Genomic DNA, 22,886 nt, shown 5'->3' on the forward strand with positions numbered 1-22,886 from the left:
GCAAAAATCTTAAGTGCCAGAACCCGGCGTACTGCCGGATATGCGCCAATACTTTTATAAATCAAACAGCATTAGCTGCAATGACATTGAAAGTATTATTGGCTCTTTATTTTTTTATTCAAAAAGTGAATCGCGTCTTTTAATGATTCAACCTGGATGCCGAAACGATGGAATTCTTTTCTGGAGTAATTTTCGTTATCATCTTCCTGTTTATCATCTTTTTTTTCAACATTCAGAACAACCGGCATCCGCTCAAGTCTGGCCACTCTTTCAAGAAGCCCTGCCATAGCGCTTTCAGTAACACTTATAAGTTTGAGAATATCTTTCTCGACCTGAACCATTTTATTCGTCAGGGATACTATCTCGGAAAGATTATTTTTAACTGTTTCCTCAAGTTTAATTAGCCTTAAAGCAATATCTCCCGTAATCTTTGATAAATCAGAATCCACTTGTTTTTCTGACCCAGTAAAAACAACGGGGACCCGGGACTCGTTCCAATAATCACTCGACTCGAGGTCTTTTGTAACATCCCTGATAATGTCAGAAGTTACTTCTGTCTTTCCTTCAACAAAAGCGCTGAGCAGCGCAAAATCACACAAGATATTAATCAGCCTCGGAACACCTCTGCTAAATTGATGGATCAGTCTGATAATATCTTCATCGCATCTTATGGCAGCAGGGTTCCCGGCTATAGCCAGGCGATGTTTGATATATCCTGACGTCTCCTCGATCGTCAGCGGGGAGATATGATAACTGATGTTAATGCGCTGGCGTAACTGCAGCAGTTCCGGCAGCATCAGGGTCCTCTTCAGTTCAGGTTGTCCCACAAGTATTATCTGAAGCAGTTTTGATTTATCAGTCTCGAGATTAGACAGTAATCTTACCTCCTCAAGAAGGTCCGGCGAAAGATTCTGGGCCTCATCAATCAACAATATCGGCTGTGTTTTTTTTGTGTATTGCTCAATGAGAAATCCGTTCAGTTCGCTCAATAATCTGGTTTTGCTTTTCCCTTCAATATCAAGCCCGAAATCTTCGTTAACCATTGATATAAGCTGCTCTGATGAAACCTTTGTATTATGTATTCTCGACAACTTTGCAGAACCGTCAAGATTTTTTATCAGGTTGCGGATAATTGTGGTCTTCCCGGATCCAATTTCTCCGGTCAAAAGAATAAAACCGATCTTTTCCTTGATTCCATAATCGAGGTAAGTAATCGCTTTCTTATGAGTGGAACTCGGAAAAAGAAAATCCGGGTTAGGGACTAATTCAAAGGGTTTAAATTTAAGTGAAAAATGTTTTTCATACATTTTAAAAACCTAAAAAACTACTTTCGCCTCAAGCCAGACTATATTGTTATTAAAACCATTGGTTTCTATATTTGAATTTCTATAATTGTATCCGTACCCAATACTTGCAGTGACTTTCTGACTCAAGCTATAATTCAGACTATACCCTGCGCTATATAAGCGAACCCTTTCATCGTCAGGCAAAAACTTCTGTTTCTCCCATAAGCCACTTAATGTCCAGGATATCTTGTTAACTATTTTACCGTCAATATCCACAGTAGCTCCCGTTATTTTATCTTCATTATCTGAATGGAGTTCTTTATCAACTGAATAGTAGGGATGAATTACAACCTTGAGTTTTTTCCCGGCCTTAATAAATAAATCAAACTGGTTTCTTTTCGTTACACTCTTTGTTATGGAATCTTTATTGGGAGTTGTGTAAAGTGGTATCTGAGAGAATTGCAACGTTTCAAAATCAATCTGTTTTAAATTCGGATCTGCGGTGGTAGCATTTGCTTCCGAGAGCGAATTGGTATATGAGCCCCCCAAGTAAGCGCCGCCCAGCACATTGAAATAATAATCGGCCCCTATGTCCCAGAAGCTGGCCTTTTCAGTGGATGCGCGGGAAAAATCCAGGAAGGCTTTTCCAACCTCGCCCCAGATATGAAAATCGTGGGTTATCTGCTGCTTGATTGCGATCGAACCCTGGTGCCTGTCATAATCATCAGCTACTTGAGGACGATATGCAAGATAATCGTAATTCAGCGTTACAAAAGTTTTAGAAGGAAATATCTTTGTTATTGCAATAAAAGCAGAGTGACTATTTGAATTATCGCCTTCTTCAGCTTTATACCATATATTGGAATAGCGATATCCAATACGTGACAACAAGGAAGGGGACAAAGGATAATCAATATATGGTGAGATAGTAAAAATATTGCTGTCAGTCATATTCCTGAAAGCATTTTCTGTGACGAAGCTCCTCCTTACATCAATAGGAACCCTATCGTAGAAATCAGTAAGATTGATAAAAAAATGATCAAAGGGTTGAACTAAACTTTTAAGATCAACATGTTGAGTATCCCTGATACTTGTATCATTTAACTCGCTATGATTTCTGTAAAATCTAAGAGACAAACTGTAATCAAGACTAATGTCAACTGCTCTATTAGGGTTGTATGTAAGCATAATACCAGGAGAGATATCAGTAATAAAATCCTCTTCCTTGCCGGATTTTGACAGGAATAAATTATCATTATACACTTCCTTAAGTTTTACACTTGGCGCTATAGAAACACCTGCAAATGACGACGATTCATATACTGCTAACAATGCTATAGCCATATAAAAACATGCTGCCTTCTTCATTTCTTCTCCTGCTTTCTATGATTGTAATAATAGTAACGTGAATACTGTCCATCAAGGGTTTCCATACTTGCATTATTAAATACAACGCCTAATACTTTTAAATCCTTAATCAGATTCATTGCGTTTTCAATTGATCTTTTGTCTACACGGCCCTCTTTGACAACAAAAATTACTCCATCAACAGTCGACCCTATCGAAATCGCGTCAGCAAAAGGCAGAATGGGCGGAGTGTCAATAATGACATATCTGTCCATATATCGATGTTTAATCTCTCTCATAAGCGCTTTCATCTTTCCAGAAGAAAGAAGTTCAACAGGATTTTCAACAGGATGACCCGCCGGGATCAATATCAGATTACTGATGCCTGTTTTAACCATTATTTCAGAAACATCCATATCACGGGTAAGGTAATCGGAAAGCCCATTGTCGCATTTTATTCCAAGATAATGATGCACCATGGGTTTCCGCATGTCTGCATCAATAAGAAGAATAGAATGGTCAATCTCTTGTGCAAGCGTAATTGCAAGATTAATCGCGGTAAGTGTTTTCCCTTCAGTTTCGACAGAGCTGGTGATCATAATGGTATTGAGAAAATTTGCTTTTGTCTCTCTGATCAAGATTGACTTAAGCCTTCTATATTCTTCAGTAATTGGAGAATCAGGTTGAGTAATTGCTATAAGATGCTGATTACCAACTTTTATTTGCGTAAAATTATGGATATTTTCTTGATGCGTGTTTCTCTTGTTACCCGATGATTCTCTGATCCTGCTCGCTTTTTCCAATGCTTCTTCAATTTTGCTCATGTGTTTTCCTCTCGGCTTCCCGGAATCTCAGTTCCGGCACCTTTATAAAAATCTCTTTACTACCTCTTTAATAAAGAGAATACCGATAACTGAAAGATACGCAACAGACACTGCGTAAACTTTTCGATCTATTATCTTCTCTTTATTTATTTCCTCGTCAGTAATAATCCTGGGGATTACAGCAAGCACCGGCGCTTTTAATAATGTTTTCAATTCATCAACAGTCTTTATTGAATGATCGATATTATCAAGCAACAAAACAACGCCAAAGCCGCTGGCAATTCCTGCAACAATTCCAAAGAGTATCATCAACACCCTGTTAGGGCTTTCGGGCTTTGTTGGAAGGATGGCCGGGTCGACTATCCGAAAATTTTCTGTCTTGTCCTGAATCTCCATCTGCTTTGAGACTTCACTCTGACCAAGCTTTAAAACAAGTTCCTCATCAATCTTTTTATATGAATCTCTCTCTCTTTCAAAATCAGCAAGGTTTTTCTTTTCAACTGGAATATTTCTAAGATATTCCTTTTTTGATTCTATAATCGCATTTACATTTCTCTCTTTTGCTGAAAGAGCTGCGAGTTCAACAGTTATATTCCCAAGTTCTTCTTTCAGCTTCTGATGGAGAGGGTTCAGAGTTGTCATCTCTGTTGAGCCACCCTGCACGCCTTCTGTATCCGAATTTGAGGATTTATTTTGTAATTGCCTGTTTAATGTTTCAATCTCTGCCTTGACCTTAATGACTTCCGGATAATTTTCCGTATATTTAACGAGCAATTCATTTAATTTATTTTGAAGCATAAGCAGTCTATCATTTACAGAATCTCCCTTAAGCCTTCCCATCATTGCTACCGTATATGGCTTCTCCTCCTTGAGTTGCTTTTCGATTAAACTTTTTTTCGCTTCCGATTCAGCCTTTTGGGTTTTGATCGACTCAAGGTTTTCCTGCGCACTCTTAATAGCCCCAACAATTGAAGCTTCATCCACCGCTACGAAAATATCCTTGCTCCTCCTAAAGTTCATAATTTTTTCTTCTATGGCATCCAATTTGTCCTTGAAATATTTTCTCTGATCCCCTATGAACCTGTTGGCTTCGTAAGACTCATCCCGTTTTGCTGACGTATTCTCCTCAACAAACCGTCTCACAAGTGTATTGACATAGTCTCTTGCGAGCTTTGGGTTTTTATTTCTATAGGTGACAGAAAACCAGTCTGTTCCTTTACCCCCTTTGTTGACCATTTTAATTACTGTCTTTTCCTGAAGGTCTTTAACGAGTTTTTCCAACTCTGCAGGATTTTCTTTATTAACATTAAACTCAAGTTCATCAATGACCTTCATGAGAAGATTTCTACTCGTCATGGTATATGACATGACTCTGATCCTGTCCTCAATATCAGGGGTAACTGTTATGTTCTTTACGAATTTGTCAATAATATTTCGCTCTATAAAGACCGTACTTTGCGCCTCGTATACGTCTGGCAGCAAATAGCTTCCCCAAACTATGATTGAGAGACAAAGCATTGAGACAGCTATAAACAGATACCTTCGACTAACAACCAGTCGCCAGTATTGCTTAACATCAAATTGCACTGTGTCATTCATATGTTCACTTCTCCGGGTTAATATTTTGAAATAATTTCAATCTAAAACAAACTTTCTTTAACTACAATAAAATCGCCTGGCAAAAGCGCCGCATTCTGGCTTAAATCACCCTTCATTAAATCTTTTGCCTTAATAGATATTTTCCCCCGCTCACCATTCTCTTTCTTTCTTAGAATTTCCACGTCATTTTCTTTTGCAAATTCCGTGAATCCGCCAACAGACAGGACAGCATCCAGGATTGTCAGTCCTTCCCTGTAGGGTATTGCACCAGGTTTTACAACAGCGCCAACGATATTGATCCGATTTTCGAAATTGTCAGGAATAAATACCATGTCATCCGGCTCAAGAACTATATCCTGGCTAAAATCGCCTTTTTCAAACAAATGGTAAAACCCTGTCTTTATCTTTTTGCTATCCCTGACCAGATATGCGTTTACCAAATCTGCATTGTCTAAGGAACCCAATTGCGAGAGAAACTCAAGAAGGGTTGTTTCCCGGGTAAGTGTTCTTACCCCTGAAGGAACGCCTTTTCCAAAGACAAATATCCGATAATTGGTCATGGCAGTAACAATTACAGTGACAATGGGGGTCTTTATCACTTTGGTCATTTCTTTTTCAAGAACTCCGGTCAGTTCTTTCGGTGTCATGCCTGCGGCCTTTATTTCGCCTAATGCAGGAAGCGCTATTTTCCCATCAGGTCTTACAGTGGTAACAAGACTAAGCTCCGGGCTTCCCCATACGGATATTTGAAGAGAATCTCCACCTCCGATAACATAGTCCTTCGCAAAAACATTAAATGATATCAGTAAAAAAAATACTGTAGCAAATATAGTCTTCTTCACACGCCCTCCTGTCTCTTTGTATTCGGAGAAAATTGGAATAACTTTAATTTATTCTTCTCTTTTTTCCCAAGGACAAAAGCAAATTTATTAGTTATGAGATTAGAATTCTTCAACCCTGTCACTTCTTCATCGCCTCTAAGGTTTTTTGGGCGTTCTCCTGTTCACTAAAAGGAGTCTGACGCCCAAGACGAATGGAGTTTTTAAGTTGCTCCTCGGCTTTGTCCTCCATCCCCTTTTTCAAATACGATAGGGCCAAATGATACCGTACAGTGGGATCTGCGGGAAGATAATATGTGGCTTCTATGAAATACTTTATAGCATCATCATAGTTGCCCTTATTATAAAGCGTCCACCCAAGTGTATCTGTTATGCTTCCATCCTTGGGCATTACTTCTTTTGCCTTTTTAGCAAATTCTACAGCCTTTTCGACCGGGCCGTAGCCTTCCACATACAGGTATGCAAGATTGTTTAAAGCAGGCGCATTGTTCGGGGAAAGCTCCAATAGTTTTTTGTATTTTTCAACTGCGCTGTTTTTATTCCCCATCTGTTCAAGGACGGTTGCCTGAAGAAAATATACAGGCAGGTATTGAGGGGTTGCTTTTTCGATTTCATTAAAAGTCTCAAGCGCCTTTGGAAGATCATTATTAGACATGTATGTTCTGCCCAAGGCCACTTTTATTTCTGTGCTGTCTGGCTTTATCTCCTGGGCCTTTTTAATAGAACTTATAGCGTTCTTGAACTGACGGCTTTCTGTATACACCAGGGCCAGTATCATATAACTTAATTCTTTCTTCGGATTTAAGGCGATAATTTCTCTCGCAGTCTTTTCTGCAGACGCAAAATCTTTTTTCCTTAAGTAGAGATTGGTTATTCCTCCCATAATATCTACCCTGTTAGGCTCTTTTGCCAGCAGCCCCTTCAGCTCTGCAATCGCTTTATCATAATCGCCCATTGCAGCATAGACGCTTGCGGTCCTTCCCGTGCCGAGAGCGGGAGCGCTGTCCTTTAAATCTTTGTATAAAGAAAGCGCTTCATTATAATTCTTCTCTGACATATATAAACGTCCCATCATCTCACGGGCCTGGACATTTTTGGGATCAATGCTTCTTGCCTCTTCAAGCTCTTTGGCTGCCTGTTTGGTGTCTCTTTTCCTCTGATAATATCCTGCAAGCGACAGATAAGCTTCTACTTTGCCGCTCTCTTTTGCCCTGCTGTAATAAGAAAGCGCCTCTTTGTCATTCTTGTCCGACTCCATAATCTTTGCCAGCATCAGCAGCGCAGTGACGTTGTTTTTGTCTATGTCGAGCACCTTATTGTATTTTTTTATTGCGCTTTTCTTTTCACCATTGTTCATATCCACAAGCGCGGAATTAAAATAAGGCAGGAGGAACTTCGGGTTAGAAGATATAGCCTTTTCAAAATTCTGCTTTGCATTTCCATCATCTTTTGCCTCGTGATATGCAATGCCGATAATGTTGTAAAGTATCGCGTCATTTGTATTCCCCTTTAAACCTTCCTTGAGCGTATTAACAGCATCCTGATACTTCTTGTTCTTGACATAATATTTGGCAAGCATGATCCTGCTGTTCAACAGGTCAGGCGCAATCCTAACTGCACTGATAAACTCCTTCTCGGCCTTTTGCGCATCACCAGACAATAAATTAAATGCGCCTTTCTTTATATAAGCATCAACAAGCCCCGGATTAAGCGCAATTGCCCTGTCAAATTCCTCTGTCGCTAAGTCCGCTTTATCCAGGGCCGCATAAGCGCTTCCGAGGATATTATGTGCAAAAGCGTTTTTCTCATCCATCTCCAAGACCTTCTTCGTCTCTCTTTCCGCATCCTCTGCCCTGCCTCTCTTCAGGTGAGTTACCGCAAGCATCAAACGGGGCTGAATCATGGTCTTTCTCATATCAATTACCTTTTGGAATTCGCTTGTCGCTTGTTCCAAATTCCCTTTTTCAGCATAAGAAAGACCCATATAGTAATATGCCCCGGGAATTGGGGCCTTCTTTACGGCTTGCTGCAGTGAAACCAATGCGTCGTCTATATTACGCTCGTTATAAAATATGAGCCCTTTTAAATAAGAGGTCTCAGGGCTTTCTTTAGTTAATTTTTCCATCTGCCCGGCTAACTCTTTAGCTTTTTCAATCTTATTGATCTGCAGGTAGGTTAATCCAAGCTCCAGTTTTGCATTAACATCCGCAGGATACATACCGACTAATTTCTGATATGTGTCTATCACATCATCAGTCTTGCCCTGTTTCTGCTTTATCCTTGCAAGGCTATAGAGCGCTCTTTTATTCTTGCTGTCGGAATTTAGGGCTTCTTTTAATAGAGATTCCGCGTGGTCAATCTTGTTGTCCGCAAAATAAACGTCCGCAAGAACCACCTTTGACGACACACTGTCAGGGGAAATCTTGAGCGCTTTAAATAGAAGCTCCTCAGCTTTTGCATAGTCTTTCTTTGCGGAATAAACGGCAGCAGCGACTTCATATGCCTCAGGGTTGTCCGAGACCTTGCTCAAGTACAGGTTTATCTCCTTAACAGCGTCCTCTGTCTTCGAGGAGTATGTGTAGACTCTTGCGAGGGCTATATGGGCTGTGTCGAAAGACGGGTTTAATCTCAGCACCTTCATCAGCTCACGCTCCGCTGCTTCATATTTACCCTGCCCTATATAAGCCAGTCCAAGTTGATACCTCGCCTCAAAATAATTCTGGTCCTTTTCAATTGCCTTTTTTAAGACTACTATGGCCCCGTTTGAGTTTCCGCCTTTAAGAAGCTTGACGCCTTTTTCATAATATTGCTGCTTGCTCAAATCCTTACTGCAACCTGCAAACAACGCCGCAACCAAAACCGTCAAAACTATTATCTTACGCAATTATGTTTCCCCCTGATATGTTCAAGTAACCGTTTATAATTCCGCAAACTATATATTTGAATCTTTCAAAATCGAGCGGCTTTACCAGGCAGATTGAGTTTTTGATGCGCTTCATTACTTCCAGCAAATCGCTGTTCAACTCATCTGACAGCACAATGGTAGGGATGTCCTTAATCAACTTAGATTTCAGAAAAGGCAGAGCATATGGATAGCTCGAAACAATTAACGAAATGCCGTTTGCAGAGACAAACTTCGCAGCTTCTTCCGAAGAGATGGCAAGTGTTGTTTGATATCCTTCATCATTCAATATGGCGGAGCATACTTTTGAGAAGCCGTTTTCATCTAAAATCAATATCTTTTTCGCGTTAGACATTTAATCCTGTTTTAGAGTTGAAACTTAAAAATGCATTGCTAAGATTGCAATTATAGTGCCACTGCATGCATTTCAATTTTTTTAAAATGAAACTGCGTTGTAACTGTTTAGATTATCTTATTTTATTTTCTAAGAAATGAGCTGAATTGATCTTCTGCGTGAGGATATTTTTATGACGTGAAAGCCAGACGATTGTATCCAAAAGAAACAATAATTGCCAGGTCAGCTTAAAAAGTCCTTAAAAATCATTAGGTCAAAAAATATTTCAAAACTGTATCCTTTGGATACAAAAATTGAGTGGATACACAAGCAGGATTTAATATTGAGCAGTTATTCTGACTTCAGATAAAAGTTATGAGAAGGGCTGCTCTGCCTTTGAAGATACGACCTTGCCGTCTGCCTGTTTCAGCTTGCTGTAAAGTGCCTTCCTGGTTATGCCGAGCGCCTTTGCGGCCTTTGATTTATTTCCGTTGAAGGCATTAACAGCTTTGATAACTGTCTCCATCTGAAGCTCTTTGAGAGGCTTTAATGCAGCTATATGCGCGCCGTCATGTCTTGCTTCTTTTCTGATCTCAGCCGAAATATCTCTTGTGCCTATTGTCTCTCTTTTGGTCAGCACAACAGCCCTCTCTATGGCATTTTCAAGCTCCCTCAGGTTTCCGGGCCAGCTATAATTAAGAAAGATTTTCATAACTTCAGGCGATACGGAAGTAACATGCTTGTTCTCGCGCTGAGCGAATTTGTCTATGAAATGCGTTACGAGAAGGGGAATATCGCTTTTCCTGTCACGTAAGGGCGGCAGCTTGATCTGCACCACATTTAAACGGTAATAAAGGTCGGCCCTGAACTTTTTAAGCTTCACCTCTTTTGCCAGATCACGGTTTGTCGAGGCAACCAGGCGTATGTCGATCTTTATCCTTTTGCTTCCGCCGATGCGCTCTATTTCCTTCTCCTGAATGGCCCGCAATATCTTCGCCTGTAACGAAAGCTCCAGTTCTCCGATTTCGTCAAGGAACAATGTGCCGGTGCTTGCCTCTTCAAATTTCCCAACCCTCTTTGAGACGGCCCCGGTAAAGGCCCCTTTCTCATAGCCGAAAAACTCCGCCTCAAGAAGTTCACGCGGCACGGCAGCGCAGTTGACCGCTATGAAAGGCCTGTAGTGCCTGTGACTGGTGTAATGTATCGCCCTTGCAAGCAGCTCCTTTCCCGTCCCTGTCTCGCCTAATATAAGCACATTGCTTGATGAGTCTTTAATATTCTCGACCATCCTGAACACATTATCCATGCCCGGGCTTTTGCCGATAATGCTTGAAAATCTGTACGTGGATTCAAGCTGGCTGCGGAGATTGGCGATCTCATTTTTGAGTCTTTTCTGTTCAACGGCCTTCGACAGTATTGCCTTAAGCTTGACGTAGTCAGGCGGTTTTATAAAATAGAAAAAAGCGCCCTCTGTCATCGCGGTCACAGCGGAATCAACCGACCCGAAGGCCGTTAAAAAAATCACCGGTACATCGGGATGGTTTGCTTTTAAATGGTTAAAAAGATATAACCCGTCCTTGCCCGGCATCTTGAGGTCTGTAACGACTGCGTCAATATTTTCAACGGAGGTGATCTCTATAGCTTTATCGACTCCGTCTGCCTGATAGACATTATATGAAGCCTCCCCGAGAATAGCGGACAGGACCCTCAGTGCGTTCGGTTCGTCGTCAACCAGGAGTATGTTTGCGTTATGTTTTTTTTCCACAGGTATCCCTATATTTTTTCACTTCTCTTTGCGCACCACAGCTTCAAGAGGATTTACCGGAAGAAATATTTTAAATATGGTCCCCTTCCCCCTGACGCTCTCCCACAGAAGCTTTCCGTTATGGGCTTTTATGATCTCACGCGAAAGGAAAATACCGAACCCCCTCTCATTTCTTTCAGGCTTATTTGAAAGCTCTCCAAGCTTATTAAGTTTTCTTCCCGGAATACCTTTGCCCGTATCGGAAATCTCTATTACGGCATAATCAATGTCTTTTTCCCATCCCGAAGAAGTCTTTATGTCAATTGAACCGCCTTTGGGCATCGCCTCAATAGCGTTATTTATAATATTAAACAAAGCCTGTTCTATCTGAAATGCGTCCGCGGACACAAGCGGCAGATCTGAGAGGTCGTGCGAGATTGCAATGTTCTGAATTTCAGAGCGGGGCTTGATCATAGCGATAATAGTTTTCAGAATATCGTTGGGGTTTATCGGGGCAAATCTCAATTCGCCTCTTGCGGCGCTGAGAAAATTTGAGACAAAATTATCAAGCCGGTTGATCTCATCGTTGATTATGGTGCTGAATTCAAGGAGGGTCTTTTCATGCCCGTATTTTTCACTCAGGTAAACAACCGCGCCCTTTATAGCATTTAACGGATTTCTTACGCCATGTGCAAGGGATGACGCCATTTTTCCTATCGCGATCATCTGCTCATCGGAATCCGACAGGTGCCTGCTCAGCGGGCATCTGCCCGAAATATTGTCAAGCACAACTGAAACTTCTTTGACCTTCCCGTTTCCATCTTTTACAGGACATAGCCGGACATCATATGAAATATTTGAGCCTATCAAGCAGATATGCCTGCTGGCCTTTATGTGTCTTTTCCTGCCGTCGCCAAAAACAAGCTCTATCTTGTCCTGCAATCGCGGGAATACATCGTTTACTTTTTCTCCAATGATGTTTTCAGCCTGTTTGCGGCCCAGTTTTTCAATATCGGAGTTCCATGACTTTATTGTAAAAGCACTATCGACGCTGAAATTGCATTTACCTCTCATAACCTGATCCGTTTTGTATGCTTGAATCCTTCGATAAAATTATAGCGTATCCTGCAATGTTCTCAAGCAAAAAATCCTATATGCCTTTTTTAAACTCTTCCAGTAACTCAGGATACTCTTCCGACATCCCCATCTCCAGCTTATTTATGTCTGCCAGATAAGGCGTCCTGATGCCGTGATAATCGACCGGGTCGCCGATTGCCTCAAACTTTAATCCGAACTTATTGAGCAGCAGCACGATTCCCTTTGTCATTATCGCGTACCAATAATTGATATGCCTTCGTTTGCTCTCCTGGTATATGGCTTTGTACAAACTGATAATAAGCTCATGCCTGACGCGTCTTTCGTTGTTTGATGAACCTGCGCGTTGGGCCGGTTGTCTTTTATGCCTGTCCTCAAATCTTCTGGAATAAGACTTATTATTGGGCGAGTATTGATAAGTCGGATATGTAAAACTGCCGATGCTCCTTCTTTCCTCATCCGGACCGTATATGAACTTGTCCTCGGCCCTTCTCCTGTAATCTCTGTGTATTACCAGCCTTGAAATTTCAGCAATCGCCTCCCTTGGAAGTTCATCTTTGTTGATGTCCAGTTCACAGTATCTTTCAATCGGGAAGCCTTCCGCTGAATCCATTATCAACCTTACCCCACCGACGATTTTTTGCGCCGGGTCTTTAGCGGCAAAATGTATGGCTTTATCATCATAGCTGTCTGTCAAGGTCCCGCTTGAATGGTCTTCCGGTTTTTCAAAACCCCATTCCAAGCAGTATACCTTATACCTCAGCCTGTAGATATCCGCTAATTCTTTTTCCGCTGAAACAATTTTAACTGCAAATGACATAAAAATTTTCCTCAAACAAGTTGGGATAAGACATCAGGCAAAATTTTAAAGCTTTCAATAAATTGTATCTTGATTTGCTTCGCCAACCCCCGGGATAATATCTTTCCAAGGATAACATATTATATGTGACAGTACAAAATTTGCACACCTTGACACAGTGCCAACTGTATTATATTTAATACGGACTGCTTTTCTTTGCACTTTAGTACAGCTAATATGCAATAATTTTTTTACGTTGAAAATCAAATGGTTCTTGTATAAAACTCATTACTTCGACAGTTAATTTGTTTAACATGGCACATGAATTGCTTTATTGAAAAAATAAAACTTTTTGAGGGGATAATGTCGCTTGACAAATTTTTATCCGATAGCGTTTAATAACTCAATAAAATTCGGGGGACATAATATGAAGGGCTTGCGGTTAATCCATTATCAATCTTACTAACATCTTTTAGCACAATACAGTAGCGCTGTCAGATTATTAAAGTTTTGGCAGATTCAATAAGGGGGGGCATGGAAATGAAAAACATATTTTATTAGCTCGGCATCAATCTAACACTACCATCAATTTTTAACATTTACTATTCTATGACTCAAAGAAAGGCAGGGACAAGCATGAAAAAACTTTTTACTCTTTTAGCTGTAACAATATTGGTTTCCGCATTTGCCATTCATGCAGATGCAGTTGTTGCAATCAATTTCGACGATGTTTCAAACCTTACCATGATTGATAATCAGTATTCAGCCTTTGGCGTGATATTTTCAACTTACGGAGCTGCGGGATACAGCGATGGGCACGCCTATGCAAGAAACAGCTCTTTAAGCGCATCAAACCCTAACGTTATTGGCGGGAATAGGTCCGGGTACACGTATTTAAATGACACCTATATTACAGGCCGGGCGGATTTTTCAGCCCCGGCAAACAATGTTGAAATATGGGCCAAACCTTTCAGCACCGATAACCTTCTTGCCTGGATGAAGGCTTACGATGCAAACGGCAATCTGCTTGACACCTTCAATATTAGCGGTTCGGTGCAAGGAGAAGCCTTTCTTCTAAGTATAACGCGTCCTGACTATGATATATCAAGAGTTGAATTCAGCGGGGCAAGCAAGAGAGTCACCTTTGATAATTTCTCGGTCAACGTTGCGCCGGAGCCGGTAAGCTCCATTCTTTTTATGACCGGGGGGGCAATTTTGGGTGTCAGGCGTTATTTCAAAAAGAAGAGGTCGGGAACCAGCGCTTGATAGAATAAAAGCAGCAGGGGCGTTTCATAATAAAGCCCCTGCTGTTATCAACTTAAATAAGTCTTCAGCGCCTCTTTCCAGTGTCTCAATTCTTTTATGCCCTCAAGTTTGAGCATGGTATTTCCAAGCACGGAAAAGGAAGGCCTTTTAGCGGGTCTTTTAAATTTATCGGAAGTAGTTGGATTGATCTTCTTGTTGATGCCTTTTATATTTGCTATCTCGACTGCGAATTCATGCCACGAACAATGTGATGAATTCGTTACATGGTATATGCCGTAACCCCGGCCGATAAGTTCCCTGAGTTTCATCGCAAGGTCATATGTGTAAGTAGGAGAGCCGAGTTGATCATTGACCACATCTATCTCGTCCCTTGCCGATAAAAGTTTTATTATCGTATCGACAAAATTCCTGCCGTTCCTGCCGAAAAGCCACGAGGTCCTTACAATATAAAATCTGTTTGTCAGCGATGTTACAAATTGTTCGCCTAAAAGTTTTGAGAGTCCGTACTTGTTAACCGGATTAGGCTTGTCCCATTCGTTATAAGGCTCCCCTTTTGTGCCGTCAAAGACATAATCCGAGCTGATGTAAATTACGGGGCATTTAATCTCTTCACACGCTATAGTTATGTTCCTGGCCCCGATGCCATTTACAAGATACGCCTTCTCAGGATCGAGTTCGCTTCCATCCACATCAGTGAAAGCCGCTGCATGGAACAAATAATCGGGTTTTGCATCACGAATCGCCGTAACGGATTTATCGAGACTGGTGATGTCCAATTCGATGCGCGTAAATGGGAGCAGTTCGACGTCTGTAAAAACATTCTTAATATCATAGCCCAGCATCCCGCTTGCGCCGGTGAAAGCGACCTTCACTTTTTCATCCTCTCACCGTATTGAGCGTCATAGTACTGCATGTATTCTTTTGAATTGATCCTCTGCCACCATTGCTTATTTGAAATATACCACTCAATTGTTTTTGATATCCCATCCTCAAAATTCATCTGAGGCTTCCAGCCTAACTGCCGCTCGATCTTTGAAGGATCAATCGCGTATCTCCTGTCATGTCCCTGTCTGTCTTTGACAAATGTTATCAGGCTTAAAAGTTCATCTTCATTTTGGTCCAGCCGCACAGCAAGTTTCTTGAGCAACAATTTAATAATTTCTATATTCGGCATTTCATTCCGTGAGCCTATGTTAAAAACTTCGCCATATCTGGCGCTGTAAAGCACTGCATCTACTGCCCTGCAATGGTCTGAAACATAAATCCAGTCCCTGACATTCATGCCGTCCCCGTAAACAGGTATAGGCTTTCTGTTAAGCGCGTTAATAATCACAAGCGGAATAAGTTTCTCAGGAAATTGATATGGCCCGTAATTATTTGAACACCTTGTTATCATCGCCCTGATTTTAAAGGTTTCAACATACGCCCTCACAAGCATGTCGGAAGAAGCCTTGCTTGCGGCATAAGGGCTGTTGGGCTGAAGGGGCGAGTCTTCATTGAAAAATCCTTTTTCCGTAGAACCGTAAACCTCGTCAGTCGAGACGTGCAGGAAGATGCAGTCCCTCTGCCTCGCTATCTCAAGAAGATTATGGGTCCCCATGATATTTGTCTGCAGGAAGGGAGAGGCATCAAGTATGCTTCTGTCGACATGGCTCTCTGCGGCAAAATTTACGACAGCATCAAATGTCAGGCTTTCAATAATCTTTCTGTCACAGATGTCCCCTTTGACAAAAAAATAGTTGGGAGAGGATTCCACGTCAGTCAGGTTTTCAAGATTGCCGGCATAGGTCAGGTTGTCAATATTGATTACCTGATAGTCTGGATGGGCAGACAAAACATGTCTGATATAATTTGATCCTATAAATCCCGCGCCGCCTGTGACGAGCAGTTTCATTCGTTCATCCTGAACGGGGATAAAGGATCTTCTTCATATCTTACTTCATCCACCGGTTCTTTCTTCCCCCATCCTTTATAAAGTCTGTCAGGAAGATTTATTACAATGCCTTCACCGTCTCCGGTGTTCCTATAAGCGTGTACTATTCCAGGCGGGACAATTACAACTGTGGGAACATCTGTATCTATCGTCTTGCTTTCCCGATAAGTGGCGGATGTTTTTCTGTTGTCCCACAAATATACCCTGAACCTGCCGATGAAGCAAAAGACATCTGTCTGTTCTTTATGCTCATGGGGCCCTCTGACAAGTCCGGGATTTGTCATCGATAAATATGACATCACCGGCTTGATCTCGGACTCATCTTCCCTGATTATCTCACCAAGCCAGCCGCGGTTATCTTTAAAAAGTGACAGTTCCTTAATTAGAAGACCTTCCACCTTATACCTCAACTACCGAATCATCGCCCAACATCAGTCTCAACGCTTTATAAGTTGCCCTGTTCTCAACGATTTTCACCCTGCGGCCGATAAGGCTTTCTTCCAGTCTTTCTATATTTCTCAGCTCGCTTTCATTCATTATTACTGAATGTTCGACCGAAGACTTAATAATACGCACATTGTTCCCTATGCTTGTATGAGGGCCGATGAAAGAGCTTTCAATCACGGTATCTTCGCCTATCACAACAGGACCTCTTATCGTGCTGTCTTTAATTATTGAACCCTTGCCGATTGCAACCCTGCCGAGGAGCCTGCTTGTGTTATCTACGGTGCCGTTAATTTTACCCTTCAGCCATTCATCCAGGACGGTCGCGTTTGCCGTAAGCATGTCGTCTTTCTTCCCGGTATCCAGCCACCACATATCAAGCACGAAACTCTCGACATTGCAACCCATATTAATCAACTCCTGAATGGCGTCCGTTATTTCAAGCTCTCCCCTTTTTGAAGGTTTAATTATTTCAATAGCATCGTGTATCCTCGGAGAGAAAATATATATGCCCACAAGTGCGAAATTTGACGGAGGTGTTTCCGGCTTTTCTATTAAGCGCAGGACCTTCCCTTCTTTTGAAATATCTGCAACACCAAACTGGCTGGGGTTGTCCACTTCTTTAAGCAGAATAAGCGCTTCAGGCTTATTCTTATTAAATTCATTAACGAACTTATCTATCCCGCTGCCTATAAGGTTGTCACCAAGATACATTACAAAAGATGACCCGGCAAGAAAAGCTCTCGCCGTTTTAATAGCGTGAGCGAGTCCGCCAGGCACATCCTGAGTTATATATTGTATGCTTACATCCCAGCGGCTTCCGTCACCTACCGTGTCTTTTATCTCTTGTCCTGTCTCAGGTGAAATAATAATCCCGATGTCTTTTATCCCTACCAGGGCTATGTTTTCTATGCAGTAAAAAAGGATTGGTTTATTAGCTACAGGCACAAGCTGTTTAGCGCCTGAATAAGTCAGCGGTCTTAATCTTGTGCCCCTCCCTCCACTCAGAATAATTGCTTTCATGGGTTTATATATTAACTAAAATGTGCTATAACTTCAAATTAGATGCTAACAATTTTATCGAGTGCTAACATTCAATGACTGTACGAAATAACCGTTTTAAAATGTAAAGCTGTCCGACACAATTTATTTAAATACTATCGCAATGTAAGGAAATCCGACTTTTAATAAACAATTTTAGAATTCGTTTTTTGATTTTTCAAGAAGTTACAAAGTGGAAAGAAACTTGCAACCAGTATACTTAGATTGGACTATTCATTCTTTAATAACTTATAACTATCAATAAAGATGAATACATGGCGGAAAAAAATAATCACGAATCAAGGCTTGCGATCATAAATGAAATTATCGGCGTAGTGACCTCAACCGAAAATGTAGATTCCATCACAAATCTCATACTTGACCTTGCCCTCAGCTATACGAAAGCCCTTAATGGTTCTATTTTATTGTCAAACGGAAACGGCACGTTAGTCGTTAAGGCCTCTAAGGGCATAAACCATGAGGTCATCCCTACTATAAAAATAAAATTGGGTGAAGATATCTGTGGCAGGGTTGCAAAAGAAAAACTTCCCGTATTGGTGAAAGACTTAAAAACCGATGAGAGGTTCAGAAAAAAAAGCGACGGCAAATATAAAACAGGGTCATTCATTTCATGCCCTATTATAATTCATGACAAGCCGTTTGGTGTTATTAATATAACCGATAAAACAGACGGCACCCCTTTTACGGAAGATGAATTTTATTTAATCAATATCCTTGCTTCTCAAACAGCCGTCTCGCTGCAATATGCCGGCCTGATGAATGAACTGCGGTTAAAGACCTCAGAGGTGGATGAAAGAAACAAGGTGCTTATTGATTCCGACAGGTTAAAGAGCGAATTTGTTGCGACAATGTCTCACGAATTCAGGACCCCGCTGAATTCGATCACAGGTGCTGTATATTACCTCAAAGAAAAAAGGGCACAGGAAGCAGAGCGAAACGAATTCATCAATATAATATCCGACGAGACAAACAGGCTGATAAACCTCCTTACCGGGCTTCTCAACTTTTCCGTACTCGAAAAAGAAAGGCCCTTCCTTAACCAAAAGGTTTTGAGTTTCAAAGTTATTATTGAAGAGGTGATTACATCAAAGATCGTTAAAGACATCCTGGCGCAAAATAACATCTCAATCAAAGCATCGTGTCCTGATTCCCTCCCCGATATCATCGGAGATAAGATACGCCTGATCCAGTCACTTATACATCTTATTGACGGCATTACAAGGTATACGGCAGCGGGAGACACAATTGATCTGAAGGTAACAGGCAAAGACTCTACTGTAGATGTAGAATTATTTATTAAGGGGAGGAAAATCCCTGATACTGAGCTGCCGTTTCTTTTTGATGAACGTTCCATCTGGACAGAGGTTTATGAAATTAAAAATAAACTTAAGTTTTATCTTTCCCAAAAAACCATAGGGCTTCATAAGGGCGCCCTGTCAGTAATTAATGCACCTGCTGGAATTACCGTACACATCACTTTTCCAAGAAGCGTGCAGGAATACAGCTCCGCTGAGATTAACGAACTGGCGAAGCTGTTCCTGTCGTTTACTGCTGAAACAATGAACCTTAACAAATGTTCTCTTATGCTTTACGACGAAATGACCGGAGAGCTGATGATCAGGAGCACTATCGGCTTTGACGAGGACATTATAAGGGAAACCAGGACCAGGCCGGAAGATAATATCGCAGGGCGGGTTGCCGCTGAAAATAAACCTTTACTGATTGAAGACATTGAAACTCTTCCAAAGCCCGGGGGGGGAAGCGCGGCGCAATATAATACAAAATCTCTCCTCTGTCTTCCTGTCACAATTGACGGCAAGGTAATCGGAGTTTTAAATCTCAATAATAAAGTAAGCGGCAAACCCTTTAACAAAAAAGACCTTTACTTCGCATCCACTTTAACAGACCGTTTTGCGCAAATTATTAAAAAATTAAAGAGCGGCAAAATCAGTGATGCGGGGTTTAAACGAATAACCGGAAGTATGGAGAACCTCCATAACGCAGCGAAACAATACGGGAAGAAAACCGGGGAAACAGCGGACCTCATTTTAAAATTAATGCAGAACATGAAATGCAGCGAGGATGAAATAAGATTGGCGATCTATGTTTCATCGCTATATGATCTGGGACTGACGCAATTGGATGAAACTATCCTCAGGAAACCTGGAGGGCTTTCTCATTTTGAACAGCGGCTCATAAAGACCCATCCATTCCCTGTAGTCGGATTGCTTGAGCCTATTGAGACAGACAAAACAGTCAAAGAGGGCATCCTTCATCACCACGAAAGATATGACGGCTCCGGCTATCCTGACGGATTGAAGGGCGACGTCATCCCTTTCATGGCAAGGGTGCTTGCCGTGGTGGACTCATACACTGCGATGACATCAGACAGGCCTTACAGAAAAGCCTTCAATAAAAAAGACGCCCTGGAGCAAATCAAGTCAGGGGCCGGCACACAGTTTGACCCTCAGGTCGTATATTCATTCACCCGGATAGTACACACAACATAAATTACCCTCAGTAATGGTCCATTTTCATACCTGTAATCCCAAAAGCAGTCAATATTTTGTATACTATGATAAATTTAAAACGCTCTTATATTCAGGCAGGTAATTTTTATTTTCAAAATGAATCTTGATCTCTATTTAAAAGAAAAGAAACGGCTCGTAGATAATTTTCTCAAAAAATATATTGCTTCCAAAAAAAAGCAGAAGGATTGTCCGGAACAACTCAGCGAGGCAATGGACTACTCTTTGCTGGCGGGCGGAAAAAGGATAAGGCCCGTCTTGGCAATATCAAGTTATGCGGCAGTTGGAGGGAGATCAAATAATATTCTGCCGGTAGCATCTTCCATCGAATTAATCCATACATATTCATTAATACATGACGACCTGCCTGCCATGGACAATGATGATTTCAGAAGAAATAAACCTACGGCGCACAAAACCTTCGGCGAAGCTACCGCCATACTTGCAGGCGATGCGCTGCTTACAGACGCCTTTAACATTATTTCCAATACTGACGCGGACCCGGAGAAACTTATAAGAGTAATCCGGGAACTCTCATACGCCAGCGGCCCGGAAGGCATGGTGGGAGGGCAGACCGTAGACATCCTTCTTGAAGGCAAAAAGGTGAAAAAGGACGACATCGTATATATTCATACACATAAGACAGGGGCGCTCATCAGGGGTTCTGTCCGCATCGGCGCTATAATGGCCGGGTCCTCTCCGGAAAAACTCGCGGCCCTGACGGAATACGGGGAAAAGACAGGGCTTGCATTTCAGGTTGTGGATGATATCCTTGATATTACAGGCACGAAAGAAGAGCTGGGCAAGACAGCCGGTGCTGATAAGGCAAAAGGCAAGAATACATATCCATCAGCCTTCGGAATAAAAAAATCACGGGCGATCGCAGAACGGCTTGTAAATGACTCCGTTAAGGCGTTAAAATGCTTTGACAGCAAGGCAGACCCATTGAGGGAGATCGCAGGATATATTTTATCAAGAAGGAATTAATGCATGTTAATAGAAAAAATAAAATCTCCGGAAGACGTCAAAAAACTCTCAGCAGCCGAATTAACTGAGCTTGCGGACGAGCTGCGAGAAATAATCATCGGGACGGTGGCGACCAACGGCGGACATCTCGCGTCAAACCTCGGCGCAATTGATCTCACCATAGCCCTTCATTATGTTTTTAATTCTCCGTCAGACAAGATAATCTGGGATGTCGGGCACCAGTCTTACGCGCACAAACTGCTGACCGGCAGATATAACTCTTTCTCAAGCATCAGGCAATACGGCGGCATTTCCGGATTTCCCAGGAGAACGGAAAGCCCGCATGACGCCTTTGGCACGGGCCACAGCTCAACTTCAATATCCGCAGCGCTCGGCATAGCCGTGGCAAGAGACCAGAAAAAGGAAAAGTTCAAGGTTGCGGCAGTTATCGGCGACGGCGCAATGACCGCGGGCCTCGCTTTTGAAGGGCTGAACCACGCGGGACATTTAAAGAAAGACCTTATCGTCATTCTGAATGACAACGAGATGTCCATCTCTCCCAATGTAGGCGCACTTTCCGCTTATCTCCGCAGGATAATGATGGGGGACTTATATACGAAATTCAAGAAGGAAACCAAACAGTTTTTAGAGCGCATCCCGACGTTCGGGGAGCCTGTATTAAAAATAGCGCAAAAGGCGGAAGACACGGTCAAAGGGTTCTTTGTTCCCGGCCTTCTCTTTGAAGAATTGGGGTTTGAATACGTCGGCCCCGTTGACGGCCATAAGATAGATTCACTTATTGAGACCCTGGAAAGATTCAGAGATTTTCCGGGGCCTGTCCTGATACACGCGATCACGAAAAAAGGGAAAGGCTATGAGCCCGCGGAGAAGAATCCCGGAATTTTTCACGGAGTCGGCCCGTTTGATATAGAAACAGGCGAGCTGCGTTCTTCAGGCAAAAAATCATACAGCGATATCTTCGGTGATTGTCTCGTAAGGCTCGCAAAAGATGACAGCCGCATTGTAGCGATAACCGCCGCGATGACGGAAGGCACGGGACTTTCGGAATTTGTGAATAATTTTCCGAAGAGATTTTATGACGTGGGCATTGCCGAGCCTCATGCCGCAACCTTTGCCGCTGGACTTGCAACCCAGGGGCTAAAGCCTGTCGTGGCAATTTATTCGACCTTCCTGCAAAGGGCTTATGATGAAATTATCCATGATGTGTGCCTGCAAAACCTGCCTGTGGTTTTTGCGATTGACAGAAGCGGCATAGTTGGAGACGACGGCCCTACACACAACGGCTCGTTTGATATATCATTCCTGAGGCATATTCCCAATCTGATCGTCATGGCCCCGAAAGACGGTCATGAACTGCAATGCATGTTAAAGACCGCGTTGTCCCTCGACGGCCCCAGCGCAATAAGATATCCGAGGGGAGCGGCAATCGAAGATCAGGGGCATGATGATTTAAAGACTATTCCAATAGGCAAAGCAGAAGTTTTGACAGATGGGGACGATATCCTGATCATAGCCATAGGCAGCACAGTAACTCCAGCCGAGGCCTCCGCGCAGCTTCTTGCAGAGGCCGGTGTCCACGCGTGTGTGGTCAATGCAAGATTCGTAAAGCCTCTGGATACTGATTTAATTTTCCGCCTTGCAAAAAATATCAAACATGTCCTTACAGTCGAGGAGAACGCGGTCGCCGGCGGCTTCGGAAGCGCTGTGCTGGAAGAGCTTTCCCTGTCCGACATTGAGGGACTGAAAATTAAACTGTTAGGCCTCCCCGATGCTTTTATCGAACACGGCTCGCAGGGTTTGTTAAGAAAAAAACTCGGACTCGATGCGGAAGGCATCGCAAGAGAAGCCCTTGCGCTGATCGGCGACAAGAGAAAAATTTCAAAACAGGGTTAACTTC

At 42.3% G+C, this 22,886-nt stretch carries 18 protein-coding genes; 4 read left to right on the plus strand and 14 right to left on the minus strand.

All coding sequences use genetic code 11. The features are described from left to right. Positions 1 to 95 precede the first annotated feature (95 nt). The 10 genes from HZB61_02105 to HZB61_02150 form a co-directional block, all read right to left on the minus strand. Positions 96 to 1,307, minus strand: coding sequence for an AAA family ATPase (locus HZB61_02105; GenBank protein ID MBI5055401.1), 1,212 nt, complete (start codon positions 1,305 to 1,307; stop codon positions 96 to 98). Between the two features lie 9 nt (positions 1,308 to 1,316). After that, positions 1,317 to 2,654, minus strand: coding sequence for a TIGR03016 family PEP-CTERM system-associated outer membrane protein (locus tag HZB61_02110; protein ID MBI5055402.1), 1,338 nt, complete (start codon positions 2,652 to 2,654; stop codon positions 1,317 to 1,319). Beyond that, positions 2,651 to 3,457: a polysaccharide biosynthesis tyrosine autokinase gene (locus tag HZB61_02115; GenBank protein MBI5055403.1), complete on the minus strand. Its 807-nt coding sequence runs from the start codon at positions 3,455 to 3,457 to the stop codon at positions 2,651 to 2,653. Before HZB61_02115 ends, HZB61_02110 begins: the two co-directional genes overlap by 4 nt. 42 nt (positions 3,458 to 3,499) lie before the next feature. Beyond that, positions 3,500 to 5,056 (minus strand): chain length-determining protein, encoded by a 1,557-nt coding sequence (locus tag HZB61_02120; GenBank protein MBI5055404.1) that lies wholly within the window; start codon positions 5,054 to 5,056, stop codon positions 3,500 to 3,502. A gap of 41 nt (positions 5,057 to 5,097) precedes the next feature. Further along, positions 5,098 to 5,898 (minus strand): polysaccharide biosynthesis/export family protein, encoded by an 801-nt coding sequence (locus tag HZB61_02125; GenBank protein MBI5055405.1) that lies wholly within the window; start codon positions 5,896 to 5,898, stop codon positions 5,098 to 5,100. Between the two features lie 118 nt (positions 5,899 to 6,016). After that, complete coding sequence (gene prsT / locus HZB61_02130) at positions 6,017 to 8,779, minus strand: PEP-CTERM system TPR-repeat protein PrsT (GenBank protein MBI5055406.1); 2,763 nt, start codon at positions 8,777 to 8,779, stop codon at positions 6,017 to 6,019. Next, the gene (locus tag HZB61_02135; protein MBI5055407.1) at positions 8,772 to 9,152 is read right to left on the minus strand and encodes a hypothetical protein; all 381 of its coding nucleotides are present in this window, start codon (positions 9,150 to 9,152) and stop codon (positions 8,772 to 8,774) included. Before HZB61_02135 ends, prsT begins: the two co-directional genes overlap by 8 nt. Positions 9,153 to 9,504: 352 nt before the next feature. Continuing rightward, the gene (locus HZB61_02140; GenBank protein MBI5055408.1) at positions 9,505 to 10,896 is read right to left on the minus strand and encodes a sigma-54-dependent Fis family transcriptional regulator; all 1,392 of its coding nucleotides are present in this window, start codon (positions 10,894 to 10,896) and stop codon (positions 9,505 to 9,507) included. A gap of 18 nt (positions 10,897 to 10,914) precedes the next feature. Next, a complete protein-coding gene (locus HZB61_02145; GenBank protein ID MBI5055409.1) occupies positions 10,915 to 11,949 on the minus strand; it encodes a hypothetical protein in 1,035 nt (344 codons plus the stop codon). A gap of 76 nt (positions 11,950 to 12,025) precedes the next feature. After that, positions 12,026 to 12,790, minus strand: a complete 765-nt coding sequence (locus HZB61_02150) for a GNAT family N-acetyltransferase (protein MBI5055410.1) — start codon at positions 12,788 to 12,790, stop codon at positions 12,026 to 12,028. 615 nt (positions 12,791 to 13,405) lie between these two features. Between HZB61_02150 and HZB61_02155 the strand changes: the two genes are divergently transcribed. Beyond that, on the plus strand, positions 13,406 to 14,035 hold the full coding sequence (locus tag HZB61_02155; GenBank protein ID MBI5055411.1) for a hypothetical protein: 630 nt from the start codon (positions 13,406 to 13,408) through the stop codon (positions 14,033 to 14,035). 47 nt (positions 14,036 to 14,082) lie between these two features. Here HZB61_02155 and rfbD read toward each other — a convergent pair whose 3' ends face one another. The 4 genes from rfbD to HZB61_02175 are packed head-to-tail and all read right to left on the minus strand — an operon-like array spanning position 14,083 to position 17,435. Then, positions 14,083 to 14,907 carry a dTDP-4-dehydrorhamnose reductase gene (gene rfbD / locus HZB61_02160; protein MBI5055412.1) on the minus strand — a complete coding sequence of 275 codons (825 nt, stop codon included), beginning with the start codon at positions 14,905 to 14,907 and terminating at the stop codon, positions 14,083 to 14,085. After that, entirely contained in the window at positions 14,904 to 15,929 is a 1,026-nt protein-coding gene (gene rfbB / locus HZB61_02165) for a dTDP-glucose 4,6-dehydratase (protein MBI5055413.1), read from the minus strand. Before rfbB ends, rfbD begins: the two co-directional genes overlap by 4 nt. Beyond that, positions 15,926 to 16,378, minus strand: coding sequence for a dTDP-4-dehydrorhamnose 3,5-epimerase family protein (locus HZB61_02170; protein ID MBI5055414.1), 453 nt, complete (start codon positions 16,376 to 16,378; stop codon positions 15,926 to 15,928). The genes rfbB and HZB61_02170 overlap by 4 nt, the downstream gene beginning before the upstream one ends. Further along, entirely contained in the window at positions 16,368 to 17,435 is a 1,068-nt protein-coding gene (locus tag HZB61_02175) for a glucose-1-phosphate thymidylyltransferase (protein MBI5055415.1), read from the minus strand. The genes HZB61_02170 and HZB61_02175 overlap by 11 nt, the downstream gene beginning before the upstream one ends. A 293-nt stretch (positions 17,436 to 17,728) precedes the next feature. Between HZB61_02175 and HZB61_02180 the strand changes: the two genes are divergently transcribed. The 3 genes from HZB61_02180 to HZB61_02190 all read left to right on the plus strand — a co-directional run bounded on the left by HZB61_02180 (position 17,729) and on the right by HZB61_02190 (position 22,882). Continuing rightward, a complete protein-coding gene (locus HZB61_02180; protein MBI5055416.1) occupies positions 17,729 to 19,984 on the plus strand; it encodes a GAF domain-containing protein in 2,256 nt (751 codons plus the stop codon). 117 nt (positions 19,985 to 20,101) lie between these two features. Then, positions 20,102 to 20,989, plus strand: coding sequence for a polyprenyl synthetase family protein (locus HZB61_02185; GenBank protein ID MBI5055417.1), 888 nt, complete (start codon positions 20,102 to 20,104; stop codon positions 20,987 to 20,989). Positions 20,990 to 20,992: 3 nt separating this feature from the next. Next, entirely contained in the window at positions 20,993 to 22,882 is a 1,890-nt protein-coding gene (locus HZB61_02190; GenBank protein MBI5055418.1) for a 1-deoxy-D-xylulose-5-phosphate synthase, read from the plus strand. Positions 22,883 to 22,886 lie beyond the last annotated feature (4 nt).

The sequence above is a fragment of the Nitrospirota bacterium genome (assembly GCA_016214845.1).
GTDB lineage: Bacteria > Nitrospirota > Thermodesulfovibrionia > UBA6902 > UBA6902 > SURF-23.

Coding starts and splice junctions, on each gene's coding strand:
- rfbB (MBI5055413.1), bottom strand. CDS start 15,929: ATGAAACTGCTCGTCACAGGCGGCGCGGGATTTATAGGATCAAATTAT.
- HZB61_02105 (MBI5055401.1), bottom strand. CDS start 1,307: ATGTATGAAAAACATTTTTCACTTAAATTTAAACCCTTTGAATTAGTC.
- HZB61_02175 (MBI5055415.1), bottom strand. CDS start 17,435: ATGAAAGCAATTATTCTGAGTGGAGGGAGGGGCACAAGATTAAGACCG.
- HZB61_02185 (MBI5055417.1), top strand. CDS start 20,102: ATGAATCTTGATCTCTATTTAAAAGAAAAGAAACGGCTCGTAGATAAT.
- HZB61_02135 (MBI5055407.1), bottom strand. CDS start 9,152: ATGTCTAACGCGAAAAAGATATTGATTTTAGATGAAAACGGCTTCTCA.
- HZB61_02155 (MBI5055411.1), top strand. CDS start 13,406: ATGAAAAAACTTTTTACTCTTTTAGCTGTAACAATATTGGTTTCCGCA.
- HZB61_02115 (MBI5055403.1), bottom strand. CDS start 3,457: ATGAGCAAAATTGAAGAAGCATTGGAAAAAGCGAGCAGGATCAGAGAA.
- HZB61_02180 (MBI5055416.1), top strand. CDS start 17,729: ATGGCGGAAAAAAATAATCACGAATCAAGGCTTGCGATCATAAATGAA.
- HZB61_02120 (MBI5055404.1), bottom strand. CDS start 5,056: ATGAATGACACAGTGCAATTTGATGTTAAGCAATACTGGCGACTGGTT.
- HZB61_02145 (MBI5055409.1), bottom strand. CDS start 11,949: ATGAGAGGTAAATGCAATTTCAGCGTCGATAGTGCTTTTACAATAAAG.
- HZB61_02190 (MBI5055418.1), top strand. CDS start 20,993: ATGTTAATAGAAAAAATAAAATCTCCGGAAGACGTCAAAAAACTCTCA.
- HZB61_02150 (MBI5055410.1), bottom strand. CDS start 12,790: ATGTCATTTGCAGTTAAAATTGTTTCAGCGGAAAAAGAATTAGCGGAT.
- HZB61_02110 (MBI5055402.1), bottom strand. CDS start 2,654: ATGAAGAAGGCAGCATGTTTTTATATGGCTATAGCATTGTTAGCAGTA.